This window comes from Streptomyces sp. ME19-01-6 (assembly GCF_033793745.1).
Lineage (GTDB): Bacteria > Actinomycetota > Actinomycetes > Streptomycetales > Streptomycetaceae > Streptomyces.
In genome coordinates this window covers 188,991-211,521 of the sequence record NZ_JARAXF010000014.1, presented here as the reverse complement: position 1 = coordinate 211,521, position 22,531 = coordinate 188,991, and the positions used below count along the sequence as shown (strand labels likewise).

At 71.4% G+C, this 22,531-nt stretch carries 18 protein-coding genes; 12 read left to right on the top strand and 6 right to left on the bottom strand.

Annotation, left to right across the window (positions count from 1 at the left end; genetic code table 11):
• Positions 1-102: 102 nt before the first annotated feature.
• Together PV419_RS28730 and PV419_RS28725 are read left to right on the top strand one after the other, a co-directional pair.
• Positions 103-297, top strand: coding sequence for a hypothetical protein (locus PV419_RS28730; RefSeq protein ID WP_319693871.1), 195 nt, complete (start codon positions 103-105; stop codon positions 295-297).
• 126 nt (positions 298-423) lie between these two features.
• Positions 424-3,492, top strand: a complete 3,069-nt coding sequence (locus tag PV419_RS28725) for a helix-turn-helix transcriptional regulator (protein WP_415925397.1) — start codon at positions 424-426, stop codon at positions 3,490-3,492.
• Between the two features lie 147 nt (positions 3,493-3,639).
• Here PV419_RS28725 and PV419_RS28720 read toward each other — a convergent pair whose 3' ends face one another.
• The 3 genes from PV419_RS28720 to PV419_RS28710 form a co-directional block, all read right to left on the bottom strand.
• Positions 3,640-3,819 carry a DUF6191 domain-containing protein gene (locus tag PV419_RS28720; RefSeq protein WP_319693869.1) on the bottom strand — a complete coding sequence of 60 codons (180 nt, stop codon included), beginning with the start codon at positions 3,817-3,819 and terminating at the stop codon, positions 3,640-3,642.
• Between the two features lie 108 nt (positions 3,820-3,927).
• Positions 3,928-5,127, bottom strand: coding sequence for a PQQ-dependent sugar dehydrogenase (locus PV419_RS28715; RefSeq protein WP_319693868.1), 1,200 nt, complete (start codon positions 5,125-5,127; stop codon positions 3,928-3,930).
• A 157-nt stretch (positions 5,128-5,284) separates the two neighbouring features.
• Positions 5,285-6,283, bottom strand: a complete 999-nt coding sequence (locus PV419_RS28710; protein WP_319693866.1) for an aldo/keto reductase — start codon at positions 6,281-6,283, stop codon at positions 5,285-5,287.
• 73 nt (positions 6,284-6,356) lie between these two features.
• Here PV419_RS28710 and PV419_RS28705 point away from each other — a divergent pair, with 73 nt between their 5' ends.
• The 9 genes from PV419_RS28705 to PV419_RS28665 all read left to right on the top strand — a co-directional run bounded on the left by PV419_RS28705 (position 6,357) and on the right by PV419_RS28665 (position 19,510).
• Complete coding sequence (locus tag PV419_RS28705; RefSeq protein WP_319693864.1) at positions 6,357-7,355, top strand: 2-hydroxyacid dehydrogenase; 999 nt, start codon at positions 6,357-6,359, stop codon at positions 7,353-7,355.
• A 276-nt stretch (positions 7,356-7,631) separates the two neighbouring features.
• On the top strand, positions 7,632-10,610 hold the full coding sequence (locus PV419_RS28700; protein ID WP_319693862.1) for a putative bifunctional diguanylate cyclase/phosphodiesterase: 2,979 nt from the start codon (positions 7,632-7,634) through the stop codon (positions 10,608-10,610).
• A 214-nt stretch (positions 10,611-10,824) separates the two neighbouring features.
• On the top strand, positions 10,825-12,681 hold the full coding sequence (locus PV419_RS28695) for an acetolactate synthase large subunit (RefSeq protein ID WP_319693860.1): 1,857 nt from the start codon (positions 10,825-10,827) through the stop codon (positions 12,679-12,681).
• A gap of 53 nt (positions 12,682-12,734) precedes the next feature.
• Positions 12,735-13,262, top strand: coding sequence for an acetolactate synthase small subunit (ilvN, locus tag PV419_RS28690; RefSeq protein ID WP_319693858.1), 528 nt, complete (start codon positions 12,735-12,737; stop codon positions 13,260-13,262).
• Positions 13,263-13,407: 145 nt separating this feature from the next.
• Positions 13,408-14,406, top strand: coding sequence for a ketol-acid reductoisomerase (gene ilvC / locus PV419_RS28685; protein WP_319693857.1), 999 nt, complete (start codon positions 13,408-13,410; stop codon positions 14,404-14,406).
• Positions 14,407-14,654: 248 nt separating this feature from the next.
• A complete protein-coding gene (serA, locus tag PV419_RS28680) occupies positions 14,655-16,259 on the top strand; it encodes a phosphoglycerate dehydrogenase (RefSeq protein WP_319693855.1) in 1,605 nt (534 codons plus the stop codon).
• 236 nt (positions 16,260-16,495) lie between these two features.
• Positions 16,496-17,203 (top strand): helix-turn-helix domain-containing protein, encoded by a 708-nt coding sequence (locus PV419_RS28675; RefSeq protein ID WP_319693854.1) that lies wholly within the window; start codon positions 16,496-16,498, stop codon positions 17,201-17,203.
• 110 nt (positions 17,204-17,313) lie between these two features.
• Positions 17,314-18,813 (top strand): MFS transporter, encoded by a 1,500-nt coding sequence (locus tag PV419_RS28670; protein WP_319693852.1) that lies wholly within the window; start codon positions 17,314-17,316, stop codon positions 18,811-18,813.
• Positions 18,814-18,925: 112 nt separating this feature from the next.
• Complete coding sequence (locus PV419_RS28665) at positions 18,926-19,510, top strand: Uma2 family endonuclease (RefSeq protein WP_319693944.1); 585 nt, start codon at positions 18,926-18,928, stop codon at positions 19,508-19,510.
• On the opposite strand, the gene PV419_RS28660 is transcribed toward PV419_RS28665, so the two are convergent.
• Together PV419_RS28660 and PV419_RS28655 are read right to left on the bottom strand one after the other, a co-directional pair.
• Positions 19,488-19,895 (bottom strand): hypothetical protein, encoded by a 408-nt coding sequence (locus PV419_RS28660; protein ID WP_319693851.1) that lies wholly within the window; start codon positions 19,893-19,895, stop codon positions 19,488-19,490. The genes PV419_RS28665 and PV419_RS28660 overlap by 23 nt on opposite strands.
• A complete protein-coding gene (locus PV419_RS28655) occupies positions 19,889-20,497 on the bottom strand; it encodes a TIGR03086 family metal-binding protein (protein WP_319693849.1) in 609 nt (202 codons plus the stop codon). Before PV419_RS28655 ends, PV419_RS28660 begins: the two co-directional genes overlap by 7 nt.
• Before the next feature lie 84 nt (positions 20,498-20,581).
• Between PV419_RS28655 and PV419_RS28650 the strand changes: the two genes are divergently transcribed.
• Positions 20,582-21,991, top strand: a complete 1,410-nt coding sequence (locus tag PV419_RS28650; protein ID WP_319693848.1) for a PLP-dependent aminotransferase family protein — start codon at positions 20,582-20,584, stop codon at positions 21,989-21,991.
• 15 nt (positions 21,992-22,006) lie between these two features.
• Here PV419_RS28650 and PV419_RS28645 read toward each other — a convergent pair whose 3' ends face one another.
• Positions 22,007-22,507, bottom strand: a complete 501-nt coding sequence (locus PV419_RS28645) for a PPOX class F420-dependent oxidoreductase (RefSeq protein WP_319693847.1) — start codon at positions 22,505-22,507, stop codon at positions 22,007-22,009.
• Positions 22,508-22,531: the final 24 nt, after the last annotated feature.

Here is a 22,531-nt window from a genome sequence, read left to right as displayed (position 1 = left end):
GATCGGGCACTCTCCCGATGTGGTGGATCCCCCTTGCGGACGAGAGTGGAGGGACGTTGAAAACCCCGTCACCGGCGGGAACCCGCCACCGAGGAGAACACGATGTTCCACCACGAGCTCTACAAGATCCGCGAGGCCGAGGCGCTGAGCGAGGCCGCCGCGTACCGGCTGGCCCGCCAGGCCCGGCGCGAGGGCAGGGACCGATCCGCTGTCGACGAACCCGGGAGGCGGGTGAAGACCACGAACCGGCGGGACGGCGGCCGCCGTTCGTCGCGGGTGTACGGCACCGCGGCCTGACAGCCGGGCCGCGCCGTGCTGCCCGTATCGCACACCGCGGGGGTTCGCGACATCGTCCACGTCGTGGGCACCGCTCAGGAACAGGTCACAGCTCACGCCCGTATCCCGCTGTCGGACCCCTGTGCGATCCTCGACGGCGTGCACCACACGTCAGTCAGCCCGGTGTTCGTCGGCCGTGCCGAGGAACTGTCCACTCTCACCGACGCGCTCGCCCGCGCCACCGCGGGCGAGCCGCAGGTGTTGCTCGTCGGAGGGGAGGCGGGGGTCGGCAAGAGCCGGCTCGTGGACGAGTTCCTGACCGGGGCCGGCGCCGCCGGGGTCGTCGCCGCGGTCGGCGGGTGTGTGGAAATCGGCGTCGACGGCCTGCCGTTCGCCCCCGTGTCCACCGTGCTGCGCTCGCTGCGCCGCAAGCTGGGGGACGAGCTGGACCGGGCTGTCGCCGGGCAGGAGGGCGAGCTGGCCCGGCTGCTGCCCGAACTCGGCGAGACGGCCCGCGAGTCGCGCGAGGAGGACAGCCGCGCCCGGCTCTTCGAGCTCACCGTCCGACTGCTGGAGCGGCTGGCCGCCGACCGGACGCTGGTCGTCGTGGTCGAGGACCTGCACTGGGCCGACCGCTCCACCCGCGAGCTGCTCGGCTATCTCTTCCGCTCCCTGATCAGCGCCCGGCTGCTGGTCGTCGTCACCTACCGCTCCGACGACATCCACCGCCGCCACCCGCTGCGCCCCTTCCTCGCAGAGATCGACCGGATGCGGGCGGTGCGCCGCATCGAGCTGCCCCGCTTCAACCGCTCCGAGGTCCGCGCCCAGATAGCGGGGATCTACGGCGCCCGGCCCGACCGGGCGCTGGTCGACCGCATCTTCGAGCGCAGCGACGGAAACGCCTTCTTCGTCGAGGAGATCGCCCGCAGCATCAGCGAGGGCTGTGCCACGGGGCTCAGCGAATCACTGCGCGACCTGCTGCTGGTGCGGGTCGAGGCGCTGCCCGAGGACGCCCAGCGGGTGGTGCGCATCCTCGCCGAGGGCGGCTCCACCGTGGAGTACGAACTGCTGCGCGCGGTTGCCCGGCTCGGCGAGGACGACCTCATCGACGCCCTGCGCGCCGCCGTCGGCGCCAACATCCTGCGGCCCAGCGGCGACGACAGCGGCTATCGCTTCCGCCACGCCCTCGTCCGCGAGGCGGTGGCCGACGATCTGCTGCCCGGCGAGCGCTCCCGCATCAACCGGCGCTACGCGGAGGCGCTGGAGGCCGAGCCCGCGCTGGTGCGGGCCGATGAGCGCGCCGCCCGGCTGGCCAGCTACTGGTACCACGCGCACGACCCCGGCAAGGCCCTGCCCGCCGTGTTGCGGGCCTCCGTCGAGGCCCGCCGGCGGTACGCGCACGCGGAGCAGCTGCGGCTGCTGGAGCGCGCCATGGAGCTGTGGGAGGACGTCCCCGAGGAGATACGCCGGGCGCAGCGCCCCCTCGACTACGCCGAGGCGTACCCGGCGTGCAACTGCGACGACGAGGCGCTGCGCCATCTGGACCTGCTGGCCGAGGTGGTGGTGGCGGCGAGCAGGTCCGGGCAGCGGGAGCGGGCGCTGGCCGTCACCCGGCGGGCGCTGCGCGCGCTGGACGAGAGCGGCGACCCGCTGCGGGCCGCCTGGTTCTGGACCCAGAGTTCCAAGCTGGTGGGGTCTTTGGGGCGGGGCGACGGCTGGGCCGAGCTCAGCCGGGCCCAGGAACTGGTGCGCGGCCTGCCGCCGTCCGCCGTGCACGCCGATGTGCTGGCCCAGGCGGCCGGCTGGAACATGGTCCGCCGTCCGGGGCCGGAAGGCTTCGCCGTGGCCGAGCGGGCCGTGGAGCTGGCCCGGCTGGTCGGCGCCCGCAGCACCGAGCTGCACGCGCGGCTCACGCTGGGCTACTTCATGGCCGAGTCCGGGGACGTGGAGGCCGGCCTCGCCCAGATGCGGGAGGTCTGCGAAGTCGCCATCGAGATGGACGACGTCAGCATCGTGGGGCGCTGCTTCGTGAATCTGACCTCCGGGCTCGAGGGTCTTGGCCGGTCGGCCGAGGCGGTCGAGGTCGCGGAGAAGGGTCTGCGGATGCTGGACCACTTCGGGCTGACCGACTCCCTGGCCTGGGTGTTCGGCAACATGGCCGAGTCGCTGTTGTCGCTGGGCCGCTGGGCCGAGGCGGCGGAGGCCGCGGCCGCCACCCGGCGCCTGGCGATCGGCAACAAGGCGAGCCGCATGGCGGTGAACCGGTTCTCCCGGCTGGCGCTGGCCCGGGGCGACTGGGATACCGCGGAGCGCGAGCTGGCGGTGGCCAAGGAGCAGCAGAAGCTCATCGGCGAGCCCCAGTTCACCATCCCGCTGGCCCACCTCTTGCTCGACCTCGCGGCGGCCCGCGGCCGGATCCTGGAGGTCCGCGCGCTTCTCGGCCAGGCCCTGGTGGACGGCTTCCGGGCCGGTATGCAGCGCTACACCTGGCCGCTGCTGGTGGCCGCCGCCACGGCCGAGGCGGACGCCCGCGGCCTGCCCGCGGCCGAGCCAGGCCGGGCCGAGACCCTGGCCCGGATCCGGGCGGCCGCCAAGCGGGTGGCGCAGCCGGTGCCGGTGTGGCAGGCCTACGGCCTGCTGCTGGACGCCGAACTGGCGCGCGCCGAGGGCCACGACGACGCCGACCGTTGGGCGGCCGCTGTGGCCGCCCTCCAGCGGCTGGACCGCCCGCACCCCCTGGCCTGGGCCCGCTTCCGCTGGGCGGAGGCGCTGCTGAGCTCCGGCGCGGCCCGCGAGCGGGTCGCCGAGCCGCTGGCGGCGGCACACACCACGGCGGCCCGGCTGGAGGCGCGCCCGCTGCGCGAGGGGATCGAACTTCTGGCCCGCCGCGCCCGGCTGTCGCTGACCCCCGACCCCACGCCCACCCCGCTCGCCGCCCACCGCACCAGCCGTCCCCCGAATCCCGCCGCCGAGCCCACCGACCCTGCCGAGGCCCTGGGGCTCACCCCTCGTGAGCGCGATGTGCTGCGGCTGGTGGCCCTGGGGCGCAGCAACCGCCAGATCGCCGAGGAACTGTTCATCTCACCGAAGACGGCGAGCGTGCATGTCTCCAACATCCTGGCCAAGCTGGAGGTGTCGGGCCGTGGCGAGGCGGCGGCGGTGGCACACCGGTTGCGGCTGGTGGACGACCTGGCGGACGAGGTGATGGCACGCTGAGCCTGTCGGGCGCCGACCCGCTCCCGGGGGAGGGTGCCGGGGGTGGCGGCTGAGCTCTGGCCGGGCTCAGGCCGGGGCCGGGATCAGGTCCAGCGGGGGCTGAGGTCAGCCCTGGCGGGGCTGTGGTCAGGCCTGGGGGAGGCGGAGTCAGCCCTGGCGGGGTCGGACGACCACCCGGCCGGAGTCCAGATCGATCGGCCCCCGCCACGGCTTGTCGCCGTCGCCCACGTCGTCCACGGTCAACTCCAGCCGGTTGCGCTCTTCCTCGGTGTTCCTACGGCCCGGCGAGAACAGTTCCTCGATGATGTTGAACACGGCGACCCCCAAGGGCTAGCGACTCCCGCCAGTCTAAGCGCCGCCCCAGTGATCTCCCCGGGCCCGTCAGGAGACCACCTCCCCGTCAGCGGAGCACCTTCCCGTCAGTGGACCTTCCCGTCAGGAGATCTCCAGCTTCAGAATCCGGTCGTCCTCCTTCCCCGGCTTCCCGCGCCCGTCCGTGTTGCTGGTCGTCACCCACAGCCCGCCGTCGTCCGTCGCCACCACCGACCGCAGCCGCCCGTACTTCCCGTCCAAGAACGACTGCGGTTTCCCCGCGGGCCGAGTGCCGTCCAGGGGGATGCGCCACAGCCGCTCCCCGCGCAGCCCCGCCATCCAGATCGAGCCCTTGGCGTACGCGATGCCGCTGGGCGAGGCGTCCTTAGGCTTCCACTGCTCGACCGGGTCGACGAACCCCTCCTTGCCGGCCTTGCCCTCGGCCTCGGGCCAGCCGTAGTTCTTGCCGGGCCGGATCAAATTGAGCTCGTCCCAGGTGTCCTGCCCGAACTCGGAGGCCCACAGCCGCTTGTCCATGTCCCAGGCAAGGCCCTGCACATTGCGGTGGCCATAGGAATAGACCACCGAGTCGGCCTGGGGATTGCCATGTGCGGGCTCGCCCTCCGGGGTCATCCGCAGAACCTTGCCTCCGAGCGAGTCCAGGTCCTGGGCGAGCCCGCGGTCGCCGCTCTCGCCCGTGCCCGCATAGAGCATCTTGTCGGGGCCGAAGGCGATCCGGCCGCCGTTGTGAATCGCGCCCTTGGGGATGCCCTTGAAGACCGTGTCCGGGGCGCCGAGCTGGGAGCCGGTGGGGCGCTTGTCGTCGTACGACATGCGGGCGATGCGGTTGTCCGACGCGGTGGTGAAGTACGCGTACACCATCGGATTCGCCCCGTAGTCGGGGGAGAGCGCCAGGCCCAGCAGCCCGCCCTCGCCGCCGGGGGAGACGCCCGGGACCGAGCCCACCTCCGTCTTCTGCCCGCTGGCCGCGTCGACCTTGAAGATCTTGCCCGTGTCCCGTGAGGAGACCAGCAGGTTTCCGTCGGGCAGCGTGGCCAGCCCCCATGGCGAGTCCAACTTGGTGGTGAGCGTGCGCACCACCTTCGCCGTGCCCTTGCTGGGGGCGGCCGGGGCAGAGGAAGAGGGAGAGGAGGAAGGCTTCCCCGAGGACGGGGAATCGCCGTCGGACCCGGGTTTTGTGGGGCCGGACGCGCGTGTGGGGCGATCGAAGGGGCTCGCCCCGCCATCACCGGACGAGCAGCCCGCCGCGAGCAGCAACGCGGCAGCGGAGGCGAGCACAGGGGTCACACCAGGACGTCGCACCTTCGGTTCCTCTCCGTGGGCACATGTGCCTTGGCACGGCACTGATTCTTATACACCGCAGCCCCGCCGCCGGTTCCCGCCACCAAAGTCCCCGTCACACGAGCCGCCACCCCTGGTCCCAACACCTTTGGTCCCAACACGCCTGGTCCCACCACCCTTAGTCCCACGACCCCTGGGCCGGCGGCAGCGCCGCTATCTCCGCGAAGTCCTCGTCGGTCAGCCGCAGTTCGGCGGCCGCGCAGTTCTCCGCCGCCCACCGCTCCCGCTTGGTACCCGGCACCGGCACCACATGCCGCCCCTGCCCCAGCAGCCACGCGAGCGCGACCTGCGCCGCCGTGACCGAGTCCCCGTACCGCCGCGCCACCCGGCGCAGCCCGGCCACGATCGGCTGGTTCGCCGCCATCATCTCCGCCGTGAAGCGGGGATGTCTGGCCCGTACGTCGTCCGGCTCGAAGCCCTGCCCCGGTGTCAGGGTCCCGCTCAGAAAACCGTTCCCCAGCGGCATCGCGGCCAGGAACCCCACCCCGCGCGAGGCGCACCACGGCACCAGCGCTTCCAGCGCCTCCGGCGACCACACCGACAGCTCCGCCTGCACACAGCTGATCGGAAAGACCTGTTGCACCCGCTCCAGCTGGCGCACCGTGGCGTCGTGCATCCCGGCGCCGGCCCGCCGCTGTGCCCGCGCCCCCAGCGCGCACAGCCCCAGCGCCCGCACCTTTCCCGCCGCGACCAGCTCCGCCATCGCGCCCCAGGTCTCCTCTATCGGCACCTCCGGGTCGGCCCGGTGCAGCTGGTACAGGTCGATGACGTCGGTCTGCAGCCGGCGCAGCGAGGCGTCGCAGGCCCGCTTCACATATCCGGGGCGGCCGTTGGCGACGATGTGTGCCTCGCCCACCAGCAGCCCGCACTTGGTGGACACGAAGGCGTCCTGGCGCCGCTCCTTGAGTACCCGCCCCACCAGCCGCTCGTTGGTGAACGGCCCGTACATGTCGGCGGTGTCCAGCAGGCTCGCGCCCGCGTCGAGCGCGGCGTGTACGGCGCGCACCGAGCCCTCGCCGCTGCGCTGCGAAGCGGTGTACGCCCAGCTCATGGGCATGCACCCGAGGCCTATCGCGCCCACCTCGAGCGCCCCCGCTCCAATTCTCCTGCGCTCCACCTGGCCTGACCCCTCCCGTTTCCCGCACCAAACTAACGTCTGAGTGCGCGCCGTGATCGCATAGCCTCCAGGCATGAGCGCAGATCACAGCGACAACCCCGACAACCCGCTCCTCAACACCCCGCTCTCCGACACCCCGCGCCCCCTCGCGTGGCTGCCCTTCCCCGCGGACGAGATCGAAGGGCTCCCCCACGGCCTGGAATACGCGCAGTGGGACGGCGAGTCCGACTACCCCACCGACCCCGCCCGCTGCGCGTTCTACTGCCTGCCGTACATGAAGAACAAGGAGGGCGTGCGGCCGCTGCCCGCCATGACGAACCTGCGCGTCGTGCAGACCCTGACCGCCGGCATAGACCATGTGCAACCCGTGCTCGCGGATATGCCCCCCGGCGTGCGGCTGTGCAACGCGCGCGGGGTGCACGACGCAAGCACCGCCGAGCTGGCACTGACCCTCATACTCGCCTCGCTGCGCGGCATCCCCGGCTTTGTGCGCGCCCAGGACGCCGGGCGGTGGAGCCAGGGCTTCCGTCCCGCGCTCGCGGACAAGTCCGTACTGATCGTCGGCTACGGGTCCATCGGCAGTGCGATCGAGGACCGGCTTGTGCCCTTTGAGTGCGAGCGGGTGCTACGCGTCGCGCGCTCCCCGCGCACGACCGAGCGCGGTCCGGTGCACCCGATCGACGACCTGCCCCGACTGCTTCCGGAAGCAGATGTGGTGGTGCTCGTCATGCCGCTCACCCCTGTCACTCGCGGCCTGGCCGGGGCAGACTTCCTGGCCCGGATGAAGGACGGCGCGCTGCTGGTGAACGTCGCGCGCGGTCCGGTGGTGGACACCAAGGCGCTGCTCGCGGAGTTGGAGACGGGCCGGCTGCGGGCCGCGCTGGATGTGACCGACCCCGAACCGCTGCCCGCCGGGCATCCGCTGTGGCACGCTCCAGGAGTGCTCATCACCCCGCACGTGGGCGGTCCGTCGTCGGCCTTCCTGCCCCGCGCGAAGCGGCTGCTGCGCGACCAGCTGCGCCGTTTCGCGGCCGGTGAACCGCTCAGTCATATCGTCACAACGACCGGATGAATTGCCCGTGGCGCCACATACAGACACGGTATGACTGCACTCCGTATATACAACGCCGTTGTCGGTTACGGTGTGTAGATGGCCTATGTCCCTGAGTGACCAGTCTGGTGTATCGTCCCGAGCGGGGGCTGCGCCACTGACCTAACGGCGTCAGCGATGGACCGGAACTCAAGGGGGGCGACGGGCGATGTATGGCCAATGGACCGACAACCCGACGCGACTCAGGCGTCGACAGCTAGCTTCCCGCGCCCTCGCGCGGCACTCGAAGGCCGTCCGGTGAGCGCCACCGGAGCGGTGCTCGCCCGGCCGTCGGTGTCCGGCGGCCGGGCGGGGCTGCTGCCTCAGGTCCTGCTCGCCCTGATGTGCGGCGGGTACGCGGCGGGCGCGGCGCTCGGCTGGGGCTCACCCGAACTGGCCTTGTTCATGGGCGACTTCGGCCTGAGCGCCGCCGCCCTGGCCGCCGCCGTGTCCTGCCTGTGGCACGGGCGTACGCGCTCCGGGCGGCTGCGCCCCGCCTGGCTGCTGTTCGCGGCGTCCTCCTTCATGGCCGCGCTGGGCAATGGCGTATGGGGTTGGTACGAGGTGGTGCTCGGCCGCTCCGTGCCCAGCCCCTCGCCCGCCGACTTCTGCTTCCTGCTCTTCGCCCCGCCCGCCATCGTCGGCATGCTGGTGCTCGCCAAGCGCCCGGTGACCCGTGCCGGCTGGATCTGTCTGGCCCTGGACGCCTGGCTGATCGCCGGGTCGCTGCTGACCCTGTCCTGGAGCCTGGCGCTCGCGCATGTCGCCCAGTTCGGCGGAGGCGGCGAGCCCGTGGCGCGCAGGGCCTTCTCGCTGGCCTATCCGCTGCTGGACATCGTGCTGATCAGCATGGTCGTCGCGGTGCACTTCCGGCGCTCCTCGGCCAACCGCTCCGCGATCAACACCGCGATCGCCGCCTTCGCGCTGACCGTGCTGTGCGACGCGCTCTTCACCTCGCCGCTGCTGCGCGAGCACTACCGCTCCGGACAGATCCTTGACGCCGGGTGGTTCGCGGGCTCCATACTGCTCGCGTACGCCCCCTGGGTGGCCCGGCGCGAGGCCGCTCAGGCCCCGCCTGCCGCCGCGCTCCGCCGCCCCGCGCAGACCAGCCGCGCCAGCGGCTCGCTCGCCGCCCTCGCGCCGTACCTCGCCGCCGCTGTCTGCACCCTGGGGATCCTCTACAACGTGATGGACGGCCGACCGATCGACGGGGTGATGCTCTTCACCGCCTGCGCGGTCGTGCTCGCTCTCGTCGTGCGCCAGGCCATCATGCTGCTCGACAACATCACGCTCACCCAGGAGCTCGCGGAGAAGGAGAACCACTTCCGCTCCCTGGTGCAGAGCTCCAGCGACGTCATCATGATCGCCGCTCCCACCGGCATCCTGCGCTATGTCAGCCCGGCCGCCTCCGGGGTCTACGGCCGCGACGCGGACGAGCTGGTCGGCTCCGAGCTGGCCTCCCTCATCCACCCCGAGGACCTGGGCTCGGTCGTCCACGAGGTCCGCCGCTTCCTGGCCGCCTCGCCGGGGGAGGAGCCCACCACCCGCATCGAGTGCCGCTTCCGCTCCGGCTCCGGCGACTGGCTCAACGTGGAGTCGACGATCAACCGCCACCACGGCGGCCTCATCTTCAACAGCCGGGACGTCACCGAGCGGGTGCGCCTGCAGGCCCAGCTCCAGCACAGCGCCGAGCACGACCCGCTCACCGACCTGCCCAACCGCTCCCTGTTCACCAAGCAGGTCCGCCACGCGCTGGCCGGGCGGCGCCGCACCGACGCGGGCACCGCCGTGCTCTTCATCGACCTCGACGGCTTCAAGGCCGTCAACGACACCGTCGGCCACCAGGCGGGCGACGAGCTGCTGGTCCAGGCGGCCCGCCGGCTCCAGGAGTCCGTGCGCCATGGGTCCGGCGACTGCGCGGCCCGGCTCGGGGGCGACGAGTTCGCCGCGCTGATCCTCGGCGACGGCGACCGGGACGCCGCCGCCCGCGAATGCCGCATCCTGGAGATCGCCGACCGGCTGCGCGCCCGGCTCTCCCAGCCCTACCAGGTCGTGGGCGGCACCGAGGTCCGGGTGGCCGCCAGCATCGGCGTCGCCTTCGCCGAGCCCGGCATCGGCCCCGGAGAGCTCATGCGCAACGCCGACCTGGCGATGTACCGCGCCAAGTCCGCGGGCAAGAACCGGGTCGAGCTGTACGCGCCGCAGATGCAGGCCGACGTGACGCGCCGCGCCGAGTTCGCCACCCGGCTGCGCACCGCCCTGCACGACGGCGAGTTCGTCCTGCTGCACCAGCCCGTCGTCGAGCTCGCCGGCGGCCGGATCACCGCCGTCGGCGCCCAGCCCCGCTGGCGTTCGGCGCAGGGCATCCTCTTCACCCCGGCCGAGTTCCTGCGGGTCGCCGACAGCGGGCGTGACAGCGGCCGCGGCGGGAGCCGGAGCGGCGAGGACGCGGCCCGCACCGCCGAGCTGGCCCGCTGGACGCTGGAGGCGGCCGTCGAGCAGGCCGCGGAGCGCCGCCGCGACGGATTCCCGGTCCCGGTGTGCGTACGGCTCCCCGCGAGCCGTCTGGTGGACAAGTCCATGCCGCCGAAGAGCGTCGAGACCCTGCTGGCCCGGCACGGCCTGCCCTCCGGCGCGCTGATTCTGGAGCTGACCGACAGCGACCCGAGGGTGCCGATCGACGAGCTGGAGCACCGGCTGGGCGCGCTGCGGCGCCTGGGTGTGCGCATCGCCCTCGACGGCTTCGGCAGCGGCTATGCCGCTATCCGGGCGTTGCGCAGGCTCCCCATCGACATGCTCAAGCTGGACAGGGGGCTGGTCGAGGGTGTCGTCGAGTCCTCCCGACTGCACAAGATCACCTCGGGGCTGCTGCGGATCGCGGGTGACCTGGGCATGCAGTCCCTCGCGGAGGGGGTCGACCTGCCCGAGCAGATCGTCGCCCTGCGGGCCATGGGGTGCACCCACGCCCAGGGGACAGCCTTCTCCGGGCCGCTCGACGAGCACCGGCTGCGCCGTGCGCTGAACCGCGGCTCGTATCCTGTGCCACGCTCGGACAGCCCCGTACTGGTCGGCGGCGCGCTGCCGACCCGGCACCTCGGCCACATCACCGTGCATGGGGCCGGCCACCCAGCGGGACATGGTGCCGGGCACGGCGCGGGCCATGGGCCGCGGCGGGCGGAGTCTCACACACATCCGCCATCTCGCTCAAATACTGAGACGCCCGTCCCACCCACTTGACACCCGATGCGCGCCGGGGGGAGGGTCGGAGCCATGCGCACCCGAATTCTCGTACTTGGAAAGCGCGTCGGCTGAGCAGGGCTCTCTCAGAAGCCCTGCGGACCCCACCGGCGCGCTCCCCTCGCTTGCCTCACGGCACGAGGGGTTTTTTGTTGCACTGACACATGTCGTACCGCTCTCCCACTCCCCGCACAGATCCTCATCCGAGAAGAGAATGCCGATGACCGAGCAGGCCACCGGGGCCCACCATCCCCAGCCGCGGCCCCGTAACGGCGGTTCCCACTCCGCCCCCGTCGAGCACGTCACGGGCGCGCAGTCCCTCATCCGCTCGCTCGAAGAGGTCGGCGCCGACACCGTCTTCGGCATCCCCGGCGGCGCGATCCTCCCCGCGTACGACCCGATGATGGACTCCACCAAGGTCCGGCACGTGCTCGTCCGCCACGAGCAGGGCGCGGGCCACGCCGCCACCGGCTACGCCCAGGCCACCGGCAAGGTCGGCGTCTGTATGGCCACCTCGGGCCCCGGCGCCACCAACCTGGTCACCCCGATCGCCGACGCGCACATGGACTCGGTCCCCATCGTCGCGATCACCGGCCAGGTCGCCTCCAAGGCCATCGGCACGGACGCCTTCCAGGAGGCGGACATCTGCGGCATCACCATGCCGATCACCAAGCACAACTTCCTGGTCACCAAGGCCGAGGACATCCCGCGGACGATCGCCGAGGCGTTCCACATCGCCGCGACCGGCCGCCCCGGCCCGGTCCTGGTCGACATCGCCAAGGATGCCCTGCAGGCGCGGACCACCTTCTCCTGGCCGCCGCAGACCGACCTGCCCGGCTACCGCCCGGTCACCAAGCCGCACGCCAAGCAGATCCGCGAGGCCGCCCGCCTGATCACCCAGGCCGAGCGCCCGGTTCTGTACGTGGGCGGCGGCGTCATCAAGGCCGGCGCCACCGCCGAGCTGAAGGTCCTGGCCGAGCTGACCGGCGCGCCCGTCACCACCACCCTCATGGCGCTGGGCGCTTTCCCCGACACCCACCGGCTCCACCTGGGCATGCCGGGCATGCACGGCACCGTCGCCGCCGTCACCGCCCTGCAGAAGGCCGACCTGATCATCGCCCTCGGCGCGCGCTTCGACGACCGGGTCACCGGCAAGCTCGACTCCTTCGCCCCGCACGCCAAGGTGGTCCACGCCGACATCGACCCGGCCGAGATCGGCAAGAACCGCACCGCCGACGTGCCGATCGTCGGCGACGCCCGCGAGGTCATCGCGGACCTGGTCGTCGCGGTCCAGGCCGAGCACGACGCGGGCCACGCCGGCGACTACTCCGGCTGGTGGGAGGACCTGAACCGCTGGCGGGAGACCTACCCCCTGGGCTATGAGCAGCCCCAGGACGGCAGTCTGTCCCCGCAGCAGGTCATCCAGCGGATCGGGCAGCTGGCGCCGGAGGACACGATCTTCGCCGCCGGCGTCGGCCAGCACCAGATGTGGGCCGCCCACTTCATCGACTACGAGAAGCCGGCGACCTGGCTGAACTCCGGCGGCGCCGGGACCATGGGCTACGCCGTCCCGGCCGCGATGGGCGCCAAGGCCGGCGCCCCGGGCCGTACGGTCTGGGCGATCGACGGCGACGGCTGCTTCCAGATGACCAACCAGGAGCTGGTCACCTGCGCGCTGAACAACATCCCGGTCAAGGTCGCGATCATCAACAACGGCGCGCTGGGCATGGTCCGCCAGTGGCAGACGCTGTTCTACAACCAGCGCTACTCCAACACCGTGCTGCACTCGGGCCCGGACGCTCCCGCCCAGACCAACGCCGGCACCCGCGTCCCCGACTTCGTCAAGCTCGCCGAGGCCATGGGCTGCATCGGCATCCGCTGCGAGGACCCGTCCGACCTCGACGCCGTCATCGAAAAGGCCAACTCGATCAACGACCGGCCGGTGGTCGTGGACTTCATCGTCCACGAGGACGCCATGGTCTGGCCGATGGTCGCGGCCGGCACCTCCAACGACGAGATCCAGGCGGCGCGCGGCGTCCGCCCGGACTTCGGCGACAACGAAGACGACTGAGGCCGAGGACTCAGAGGACTCAAGGGACTCAGAGAAAAGAGAGACTTCAGCCCATGTCCACCAAGCACACGCTCTCCGTCCTGGTGGAGAACACCCCCGGCATCCTGGCCCGGATCGCCGCGCTGTTCTCCCGCCGCGGCTTCAACATCGACTCGCTCGCGGTCGGCGTCACCGAGCACCCCGACATCTCCCGGATCACCATCGTGGTCAATGTCGACGAGCTCCCGCTGGAGCAGGTCACCAAGCAGCTCAACAAGCTCGTCAACGTTCTGAAGATCGTCGAGCTGGAGGGCAGCCAGGCCATTCAGCGAGAACTCGTCCTGGTGAAGGTCCGCGCCGACAACGAGACCCGCTCCCAGATCGTCGAGATCGTCCAGCTGTTCCGCGCCAAGACCGTGGACGTCTCCCCGGAGGCCGTGACCATCGAGGCCACCGGCAGCAGCGACAAGCTCGAGGCCATGCTCAAGATGCTGGAACCGTACGGCATCAAGGAGCTGGTCCAGTCCGGCACCATCGCCATAGGGCGCGGTGCGCGCTCCATCACCGACCGGAGCCTGCGCGCGCTCGACCGGACCGCCTGACCAGCGGTACCGGGCCTCAGACAGCGTGCACCGGGCGGCCGGTCGTGGCCGGCCGGAGGCCCGTATGGCGAGACCCCGAAACCTTCACCCGTCCGCCCGTCATACGGTGGGACGCACAATCCGAAAACGCTAGGAGAATCCCGAAGTGGCCGAGCTGTTCTACGACGACGACGCCGACCTGTCCATCATCCAGGGCCGCAAGGTCGCGGTCCTCGGTTACGGCAGCCAGGGCCACGCCCACGCGCTGTCGCTGCGCGACTCGGGCGTCGACGTCCGGGTCGGCCTGCACGAGGGCTCCAAGTCCAAGGCCAAGGCCGAGGAGCAGGGGCTGCGCGTGGTCACCCCGGCCGAGGCGGCCGCCGAGGCCGACGTGATCATGATCCTGGTCCCGGACCCGATCCAGGCCAAGGTCTACGAGGAGTCGGTGAAGGCCAACCTGAAGGACGGCGACGCGCTGTTCTTCGGCCACGGCTTCAACATCCGCTTCGGCTTCATCGAGCCCCCGGCCGGTGTGGACGTCTGCATGGTCGCCCCCAAGGGCCCGGGCCACCTGGTCCGCCGCCAGTACGAGGAGGGCCGCGGCGTGCCGTGTATCGCGGCCGTCGAGCAGGACGCCAGCGGCAGCGCCTTCGCGCTCGCCCTGTCGTACGCCAAGGGCATCGGCGGCACCCGCGCCGGCGTCATCAAGACCACCTTCACCGAGGAGACCGAGACCGACCTCTTCGGTGAGCAGGCGGTGCTGTGCGGTGGCACCTCCGCGCTGGTCAAGGCCGCGTTCGAGACCCTGGTCGAGGCCGGCTACCAGCCGGAGATCGCGTACTTCGAGTGCCTCCACGAGCTGAAGCTGATCGTGGACCTGATGTACGAGGGCGGCCTGGAGAAGATGCGCTGGTCGATCTCCGAGACCGCCGAGTGGGGCGACTACGTCACCGGCCCGCGGATCATCACCGACCAGACCAAGGCCGAGATGAAGAAGGTCCTCGCCGAGATCCAGGACGGCAGCTTCGCCAAGAACTGGATGGACGAGTACCACGCCGGCCTGCCGAAGTACAACGAGTACAAGAAGGCCGACGGCGACCACCTGCTGGAGACCACCGGCAAGGAGCTGCGCAAGCTGATGAGCTGGGTCGACGACGAGGCCTGAGCCTCAGGGACCCCGGCCCCCCGAGCCCGCACCTCGGGGGGCCGGGCCCCCGACTTGTCCATCATGCAAGACCACGTGCGGGTGATCCCGCCGCTATGGCGCAAAACGCCTCCGGGGCGCCACTACACTGCAGGGAACAAGCGCGTCAGGGCTCACAGCGTCGTGCGTCTTTCACGCGGCTGCCCCCCTTCACGCCTGCGGCCGTCGGGACGGCCGTCCGCATAGGACTAGTGAGGACTGAAGACCACGTGAGCACTGCTTCCACGGGTAAACCCGTCGTACTCATCGCTGAAGAGCTCTCGCCCGCCACGGTGGACGCCCTGGGCCCGGACTTCGAGATCCGCAGCTGCAACGGTGCGGACCGAGCCGAGCTGCTGCCCGCCATCGCCGACGTGGACGCGATCCTCGTGCGCAGCGCCACCAAGGTCGACGCCGAGGCCATCGCCGCGGCGAAGCACCTCAAGGTGGTCGCCCGCGCGGGTGTCGGCCTGGACAATGTGGACGTCTCCGCCGCCACCAAGGCCGGCGTCATGGTCGTCAACGCCCCGACGTCCAACATCGTCACCGCCGCCGAGCTGGCCTGCGGCCTGCTGGTCGCCACGGCCCGCAACATCCCGCAGGCGAACGCGGCGCTGAAGAACGGCGAGTGGAAGCGCAGCAAGTACACGGGCGTGGAGCTGAGCGAGAAGACCCTCGGCGTCGTCGGCCTCGGCCGCATCGGCGTGCTGGTCGCCCAGCGGATGTCCGCCTTCGGCATGAAGATCGTCGCGTACGACCCCTACGTCCAGCCCGCGCGCGCCGCCCAGATGGGCGTCAAGCTGCTGTCGCTCGACGAGCTGCTCGAGGTCTCCGACTTCATCACGGTCCACCTCCCCAAGACCCCCGAGACCGTCGGCCTGATCGGCGACGAGGCGCTGCACAAGGTCAAGCCCGAGGTCCGCATCGTCAACGCCGCGCGCGGCGGGATCGTCGACGAGGCGGCACTGGCGGCGGCCCTCAAGGAGGGCCGGGTCGCGGCGGCCGGCCTGGACGTGTTCTCCAAGGAGCCGTGCACGGACTCCCCGCTCTTCGATTTCGACAACGTGGTCGTCACCCCGCACCTGGGCGCCTCCACCGGCGAGGCCCAGGAGAAGGCGGGCATCGCGGTCGCCCGCTCGGTGCGCCTCGCCCTGGCGGGCGAGCTGGTCCCGGACGCGGTGAACGTCCAGGGCGGCGTCATCGCCGAGGAGGTGCGCCCCGGGCTGCCGCTGGCCGAGAAGCTGGGGCGGATCTTCACCGCGCTCGCGGGCGAGGTCGCGGTCCGGCTGGATGTCGAGGTGTACGGCGAGATCACCCAGCACGACGTCAAGGTGCTCGAACTCTCCGCGCTCAAGGGCGTGTTCGAGGACGTCGTCGACGAGACCGTGTCGTATGTGAACGCCCCGCTGTTCGCACAGGAGCGCGGTGTCGAGGTGCGCCTGACCACCAGCTCGGAGTCCTCGGAGCACCGCAACGTGGTGACCGTGCGCGGCACCCTCTCCGGCGGCGACGAGGTCTCGATCTCCGGCACGCTGGCCGGCCCCAAGCACCAGCAGAAGATCGTCGCGGTCGGCGAGTACGACGTCGACCTCGCGCTCGCCGACCACATGGCCTTCCTGCGCTACACCGACCGCCCGGGTGTGGTCGGCACGCTCGGCCGCATCCTCGGCGAGGCGGGGATCAACATCGCCGGTATGCAGGTCTCGCGTGCGGTGGCGGGCGGGGCGGCGCTGGTGGCGCTGACCGTGGACGACACGATCCCGCAGTCGGTCCTCACCGAGATCGCCGAGGAGATCGGGGCGACGTCGGCCCGCTCGGTGAACCTGGTGGACTGAGCGCGAGGAGCGTTCTCGCAGCAGCACAGCAAGCAGCACAGGGCCCGGCCCCCGCTTCGGCGGGGGCCGGGCTTCGTCGTGTGTGCGTCCGGGTGTGCGTTCGGGACCCGCCCGAGTTTTTTCATCACGTGTTGAATAATCCGGTCGTGCTGGCTACGCTGAAACAGCTAAGCGGAGAAAAACTCTCCACCTGGATCCGTGCCGTGCTCTGCTGTGCCGCTCTTGGGAGGTCCGCCGTGTCCACCACCCCCGACGCCGCCGACGGGCCCCGGGTGCCGCAGTCGCGCCCGATGCCCCGGATGCGGGCCGATGCCCGGCGCAACCGCGAGCAGATCCTGCGCGCCGCCCGCGCGGCCTTCGTCGAGCAGGGCCCCGACGCCCCCCTCGATGAGATCGCCCGCCGGGCGGGGGTCGGCATCGCCACCCTCTACCGGCGGTTTCCCGAGCGCGCCGACCTGATCCGCGCGGTGGCGATCGACGTCTTCACCGCCCTGTTCGAGGCCGCGCGCGAGGCGACCGAGGAGGGACGCGGCCCGCTGGACGCGCTGCGCCGCTTCATGCACGCGGCCCTCGACCTTAAGATCAGCTCGGTGATGCCCGCCCTCGTCGGCCGGGTCACCGTCGACGAGATCCTGGAGGCCGTCCGACAGGACGCCGTCGACCCTGTGGACGAACTCCTCCGCCGGGCCCGTGAGGCCGGGCTGATCCGCCCCGACGTCGTCTTCGGTGACATCACCGTGATGATCATCCGGCTGTCCCGCCCACTACCCGCCGGCTTCATCCCGGACGACGAGGCGCTCGCGCACCGCCACCTGGACGTCTACATCGACGGCCTGCGCCCCGCCGGCAGCATCCGGGCCGACGCCCGGCTGCCCGGCCCGGCCCTGGACGCCGCCGCGTTCAAGCGCCTCAGGGGACGGGTGATGGACGCCGGGTCCGGCTGACGGCTGACCCGTCCGGCCGCTTCCGGAGGAATCCCCCTGCCTGGCGAACCCGGGCGGGGAAAGCTTCTCAAAGCCCGAAATCTTCAGATAAGCCTCAGAAAGGCACCGTCATGGCCCAGCCCCTCGACACGCAGCCCGCGGTCAACCCCCGGCGCTGGTTGGCACTGCTCTTCATCGGCCTGGCCCAGCTGATGATCGTCCTCGATATCACCGTCGTGAACATCGCCCTGCCCTCGGCCCAGCAGGACCTCGGGATCTCCGACGGCGACCGGCAGTGGGTCATCACCGCCTACACCCTGGCGTTCGGCAGCCTGCTGCTCCTCGGCGGCCGGATCGCCGACTACACCGGCCGCCGGCGCTCCTTCCTCATCGGTCTGATCGGCTTCGCCGCGGCCTCCGCTCTCGGCGGCGCGGCCTCCGGATTCGGCATGCTTCTCGCGGCCCGCGTGCTGCAGGGCGCCTTCGCCGCGCTGCTCGCCCCGGCGGCGCTGTCCCTGCTCGCGGTGAGCTTCACCGAGGCGCGCGAGCGCGCCAAGGCATTCGGCATCTTCGGCGCCATCGCGGCGGGCGGCGGCGCGATCGGGCTGGTCCTCGGCGGGCTGCTCACCGAATACCTGAACTGGCGCTGGTGCCTGTACGTGAACGTCCCCGTCGCCGTCGTCGCCGTCTTCAGCTGGTACGTCCTGCCCGCCGACGAGCGCGCCGAGGGCGGCCGCGCCCGCTTCGACCTGCCCGGCGTGCTGCTCGCCGTGTCCGGGCTGGTCGCGGTGGTGTACGGGTGCAGCGAGGCGGAGTCCAAGGGGTGGGACTCGCTGACCGTGACCGGGCTGCTGACCCTGGGCGTGGTCCTGCTGACGGCGTTCATCCTGACCGAGCGCAGCGTCGCACGCCCGCTGCTGCCCCTGCGGGTGATCGCGGACCGCACGCGCGGCAGCGCCTACCTCGCGGTCGGGCTGTCGGTGGTCGGCATGTTCGCGATGTTCCTCTTCCTCACCTACTACATGCAGCGCGTCAAGGGTTACTCGGCACTGGTCAGCGGCGTGGCCTTCCTCCCGATGACCGCGGCCGTGCTGGCCGCGGCCGCCGGCGTCGGCGCCCGCCTGCTCCCCAAGCTTCCGCCCCGCGCCCTCGTGACGCCGGGCATGCTCATCGCGGCCGCCGGTGTCGCGCTGCTGGTCCCCCTGGAGCCGGGCAGCTCGTACGCGGCGGGCGTCCTGCCCTCCGAACTCCTCGTCGGTTTCGGCATGGGGCTGGTGATGGCCCCGGCGATGAACTACGCCACCCACGGCGTCCAGCCCCAGGACGCGGGCATCGCCTCCGCCACGGTCAACACCGCCCAGCAGATCGGTGGCTCGATCGGCACGGCGATGCTCAACACGATCGCCACCAGCACCACCAACGACTACCTGGCCCCGGCGGTCCGCGCCCATGAGGTGACCCCGCAGCTGGCCAAGGAGGGGCTGGTCGAGGGCTTCTCGGAGGCGTTCGTCTGGTCCTCGGTGATCCTCGCGGCGGCGGCGGTCATCGTGGGCCTGCTGATGAACACCCCGCGGCCGAGCCGCCAGCCCGGCGCGAAGCAGACGGCGCCGCTCCCGGCGCACATGGGGTAGGACGCTTTGCCCGTCAACGTCGGAGCTGCGCCTCACTCGTGTGAGGGGCAGCTCCGACGTTCTGGCCCGATACGCTGGTGACGCGGCCAGAATCCCGTCCATGGGAGGAACCATGACTGCTGAACCGCTGCCGGCCTGGGCCTTTCCGCCCCCGGGCGGATTCACCGCGGACGACCTCGACCGCATCCCGGATCTCCCGCCGCACACTGAGCTGATCGACGGGAGCCTCGTTTTCGTGAGCCCGCAGAAGTATTTCCACATGACGGTCCTGTACCTGCTGGAGCATGCTCTGCGTACGTTGGCGCCGAAGTCGATGCGAGTGTGCCGCGAGATGATCGTCACCCTTGGTCAGGACAACTGTCCTGAACCGGATCTTTCGGTGGTACGTGCCGGAGCGGCGCGGATTGGCGCGAACAGCACGAGATTTGACGCCGCCGACGTCGTGCTTGCGGTGGAGGTGGTGTCGCCGGAATCAAGGACACGGGACCGCAAGCGCAAGCCGCAGCTCTACGCGGAGGCGGGAATCCCGCACTTCTGGCTGGTCGAGCACGGTGAGGACGACCGCCCGGTTGTCCACGTCTTCGAGCTTGACCCGGTGACGCGCACGTATGTGCCGTCCGGCATCCACCACGACCGGCTCAAGCTCCCGGTGCCGTTCACCATCGACATCGACCTCACCGAGATCGACGGGCTGTAATACCGGACCCCGTGAGCACGCGGTAGGCCTCCCGCCAGATACCGCTCTCGTCGAACCGGGGAACAACCCAGGTCGTCGCGTTGGCCTCACCGCGTGAACGGTACTTGCGCATGATCGCGACGTGCTCCGGCAGACCCACGAATCCGTGCAGGGCCTCCTCACCCGTCCACACGGACACCGCGCCGCAGCGCCGGGCCCGCGGTGCCGTCCACAGCCACAGGCCGACCGCCCCGTCGAGCGTCGGCCAGGCGCGCCGCAGCCCGACGGCCGCGCGGGCGATGCCGGGCAGGTCCATGCGCCTGGCGAAGGTGAAGTCGGTGACGCTGACGAGCACCGGACCGTCCGTGTCCGCCTCCGGCCCTGGGCGCCAGCCCGATCTCAGCATGGTCCACCGGCCCAGTGCGGGTCACGGCCGAGCAGGCTGAGCAGCCGGTGGTGCGGTGGTGCGTCGTCCGGGTGTGGGACGCGCCGGTCGAAGGCGGCGCCGGGGCCGCGGCCCTCGTCCGGGACCCGCTCGGCGACTCGCAGCGCGGCGGCGGACAGCTCGTCATCGGGTTCCCATGGGACGCCGATCGTCGCCGCGACGTCCCAGGCGTGGACGACGCAGTCGACGAAGTGGAAGCTGATCGCGAGGGGCGCGGGGAAGGCGCCGCCGTTGCGGACCTCCGGGAGGGCGAACGCCCGGTCGAGCACGCCGTCTTGCGCGAACGCATCGTCGACCAGCATCGCCGACGCCTCGAACGCGGCGCGGGCATCGGCGCCGAGGTCGCCGCCGCGCCAGTCGGACAGCGATTCGCCCGCGCCGCGCGCCGCCGCGGCGAACCCCTCGTTCTGGCTGACGAGATGGCGGAGCAGGCCGTGCAATGTCCAGTCCGGGCACGGCGTCGGGAGATGTAGCTGATCGTCCTTCAGCTGGGCGACGACCCCGCCCAACAACGCCAGGGACCGGCGGTCGAGCTCTTGGACGTCCAGCTCTCGAATATCCATGATCTGGAGCCTAGAAACGGGCAATGGTCCAATGCCAGGTCCAATATCCCCGCATATGATTGAGCCAATTATCATCCAGTCAATATGGACGTCCACGTCAGCCTCGACGGGCATCGCGACCTGTCCGGCCAGATCTACCGACAAGTCCGTGCCGCCGTCCTCGACGGGCGGCTGCGCCCAGGCGATCCGCTGCCGCCGACCCGGGAGATGGCCCGGCGGCTCGCGGTCGCCCGCAACACGGTCGGTGTCGCCTACGACCGGCTGGCGAGCGAGGGCTATCTGGACAGCCGGGTCGGCGCGGGCACGTTCGTGCGGGCGGTCGGTCGTACGCTGGGTGCCGCGAGCAGCCGCTCCGCCCTGAAACCGCGCCCCGTCTGGGACGGGGTGGTCACCCCGTGGCTCGGCCCGATCGACGCCGAGCTGACCTCCGTCACATACGACCTGCGGGTGGGTCTGCCGGATGCCCGGCTGTTCCCGTACGAGACGTGGCGGCGGCTGGTCGCCCGCGAACTGCGCCCGTCGGCCGCGCTCGGCCGAGGCTCCGGCCATCCGGCGGGCCATGGCGGACTGCGCGCGGCGATCGCGCGCCATATCGGCCTGTCCAGGGGGGTGCGGGCCGCCGCCGACGACGTGGTCGTGACCAACGGCATCCAGCAGGCCCTCGATCTGATCTGCCGGGTGATGATCGAGCCGGGCGACGGCGTCGCGGTCGAGGACCCCGGCTATCCACCCGCCCGGATGCTCTTCCGCTCGCTGGGCGCCACGGTCGTGGATGTCCCGGTGGACGACGAGGGCCTGTGTGTGGACGCCCTCCCGGATCACGTCCGCGTCGTCTATGTGACGCCTTCCCACCAGTTCCCGCTGGGGATGCCGATGTCGCTGCGGCGCCGGATGGCCCTCGTCGAGTGGGCGGAACGGCACGGTGCCGTCGTGATCGAGGACGACTACGACAGCGAGTTCCGCTTCGGCGGGCGGCCGATCGACCCCCTGCAGAGCGTCGACCGGGCCGGACATGTGATCTATGTGGGCTCGTTCTCCAAGGTCATGCTCCCCTCGCTGAGGATCGGCTTCCTCGTCGCGCCCGCCCCGCTGCGGGACGCGCTGCGCGCGGCCAAGTACGTCACCGACTGGAGCACTTCCTTCCCCACCCAGGCGGCGCTGGCCCGGTTCATCGACGACGGCCTGCTCGCCCGCCACATCCGCCGGATGCGACAGGAGTACGCGGCCCGGCACGAGCTGATCACGACCGGGCTCGCCGAGCGTTTCGCGGGGCGACTCGACGTCGTCCCGTCCTCGGCTGGTCTGCATGTGACCGCCTACGCCACCGGCGACCTCGACGAACTGGCCACCAGGGCCCGCACCTCGGGCGTGGCGCTCTACACCCTGCCCGAGGTCGCCATGAGCCGGTCCGTACGCCCGGGTCTCGTCTTCGGCTACGGCGCGATCGCAGCGCCGGACATCGGTCCGGCGCTGCGGCGGCTGGCGGTTGTCTGATCAGTCGTCGCCTGATCAGTCGGAGGCGGGGATGTCGAGGGCCGTTCCGTACAGGCGGGACACCCGGATCCTGATCACCACGCGCCGGTCCGCCACCGCCTGCTCCAGGAAGGCCGCCTCCTCCCGCGAGTCGTCGAAGCCGGGCGTCAGCGAGAGAAGTTCCCGCCCCACCGCGTCACCGGGCTCGGTCGTCACCTCGGAGATCTCCGCCTCGCCCTCGGCCACGGCGAACGACCAGACATCCGGACCGTTGACGTGCAGGGCGACATGCGGGTCGCGGCGCAGTTGGCGCACCTTGAGGCGGTCGGCCGTGGTGGAGATCCGCACCACGCGCTCCTCAGGGCTCCAGTTGTGGAGCACGGTCGACAGGTGGGGGTGACCGCTGCGCTTGACCGTGGCGAGCACCGCGAACTGCTGCTCCCGCAGCAGTCGGGACAGCTCGTCGTCCGTGAGTGCCCGGGGCGCGGGCCCGGCGCCCGGCTTCTGCTCTTCTTCGTGCGCGACGTTGGTGCTCATGGGGTCGGGCCTTTCGCTGGTGGT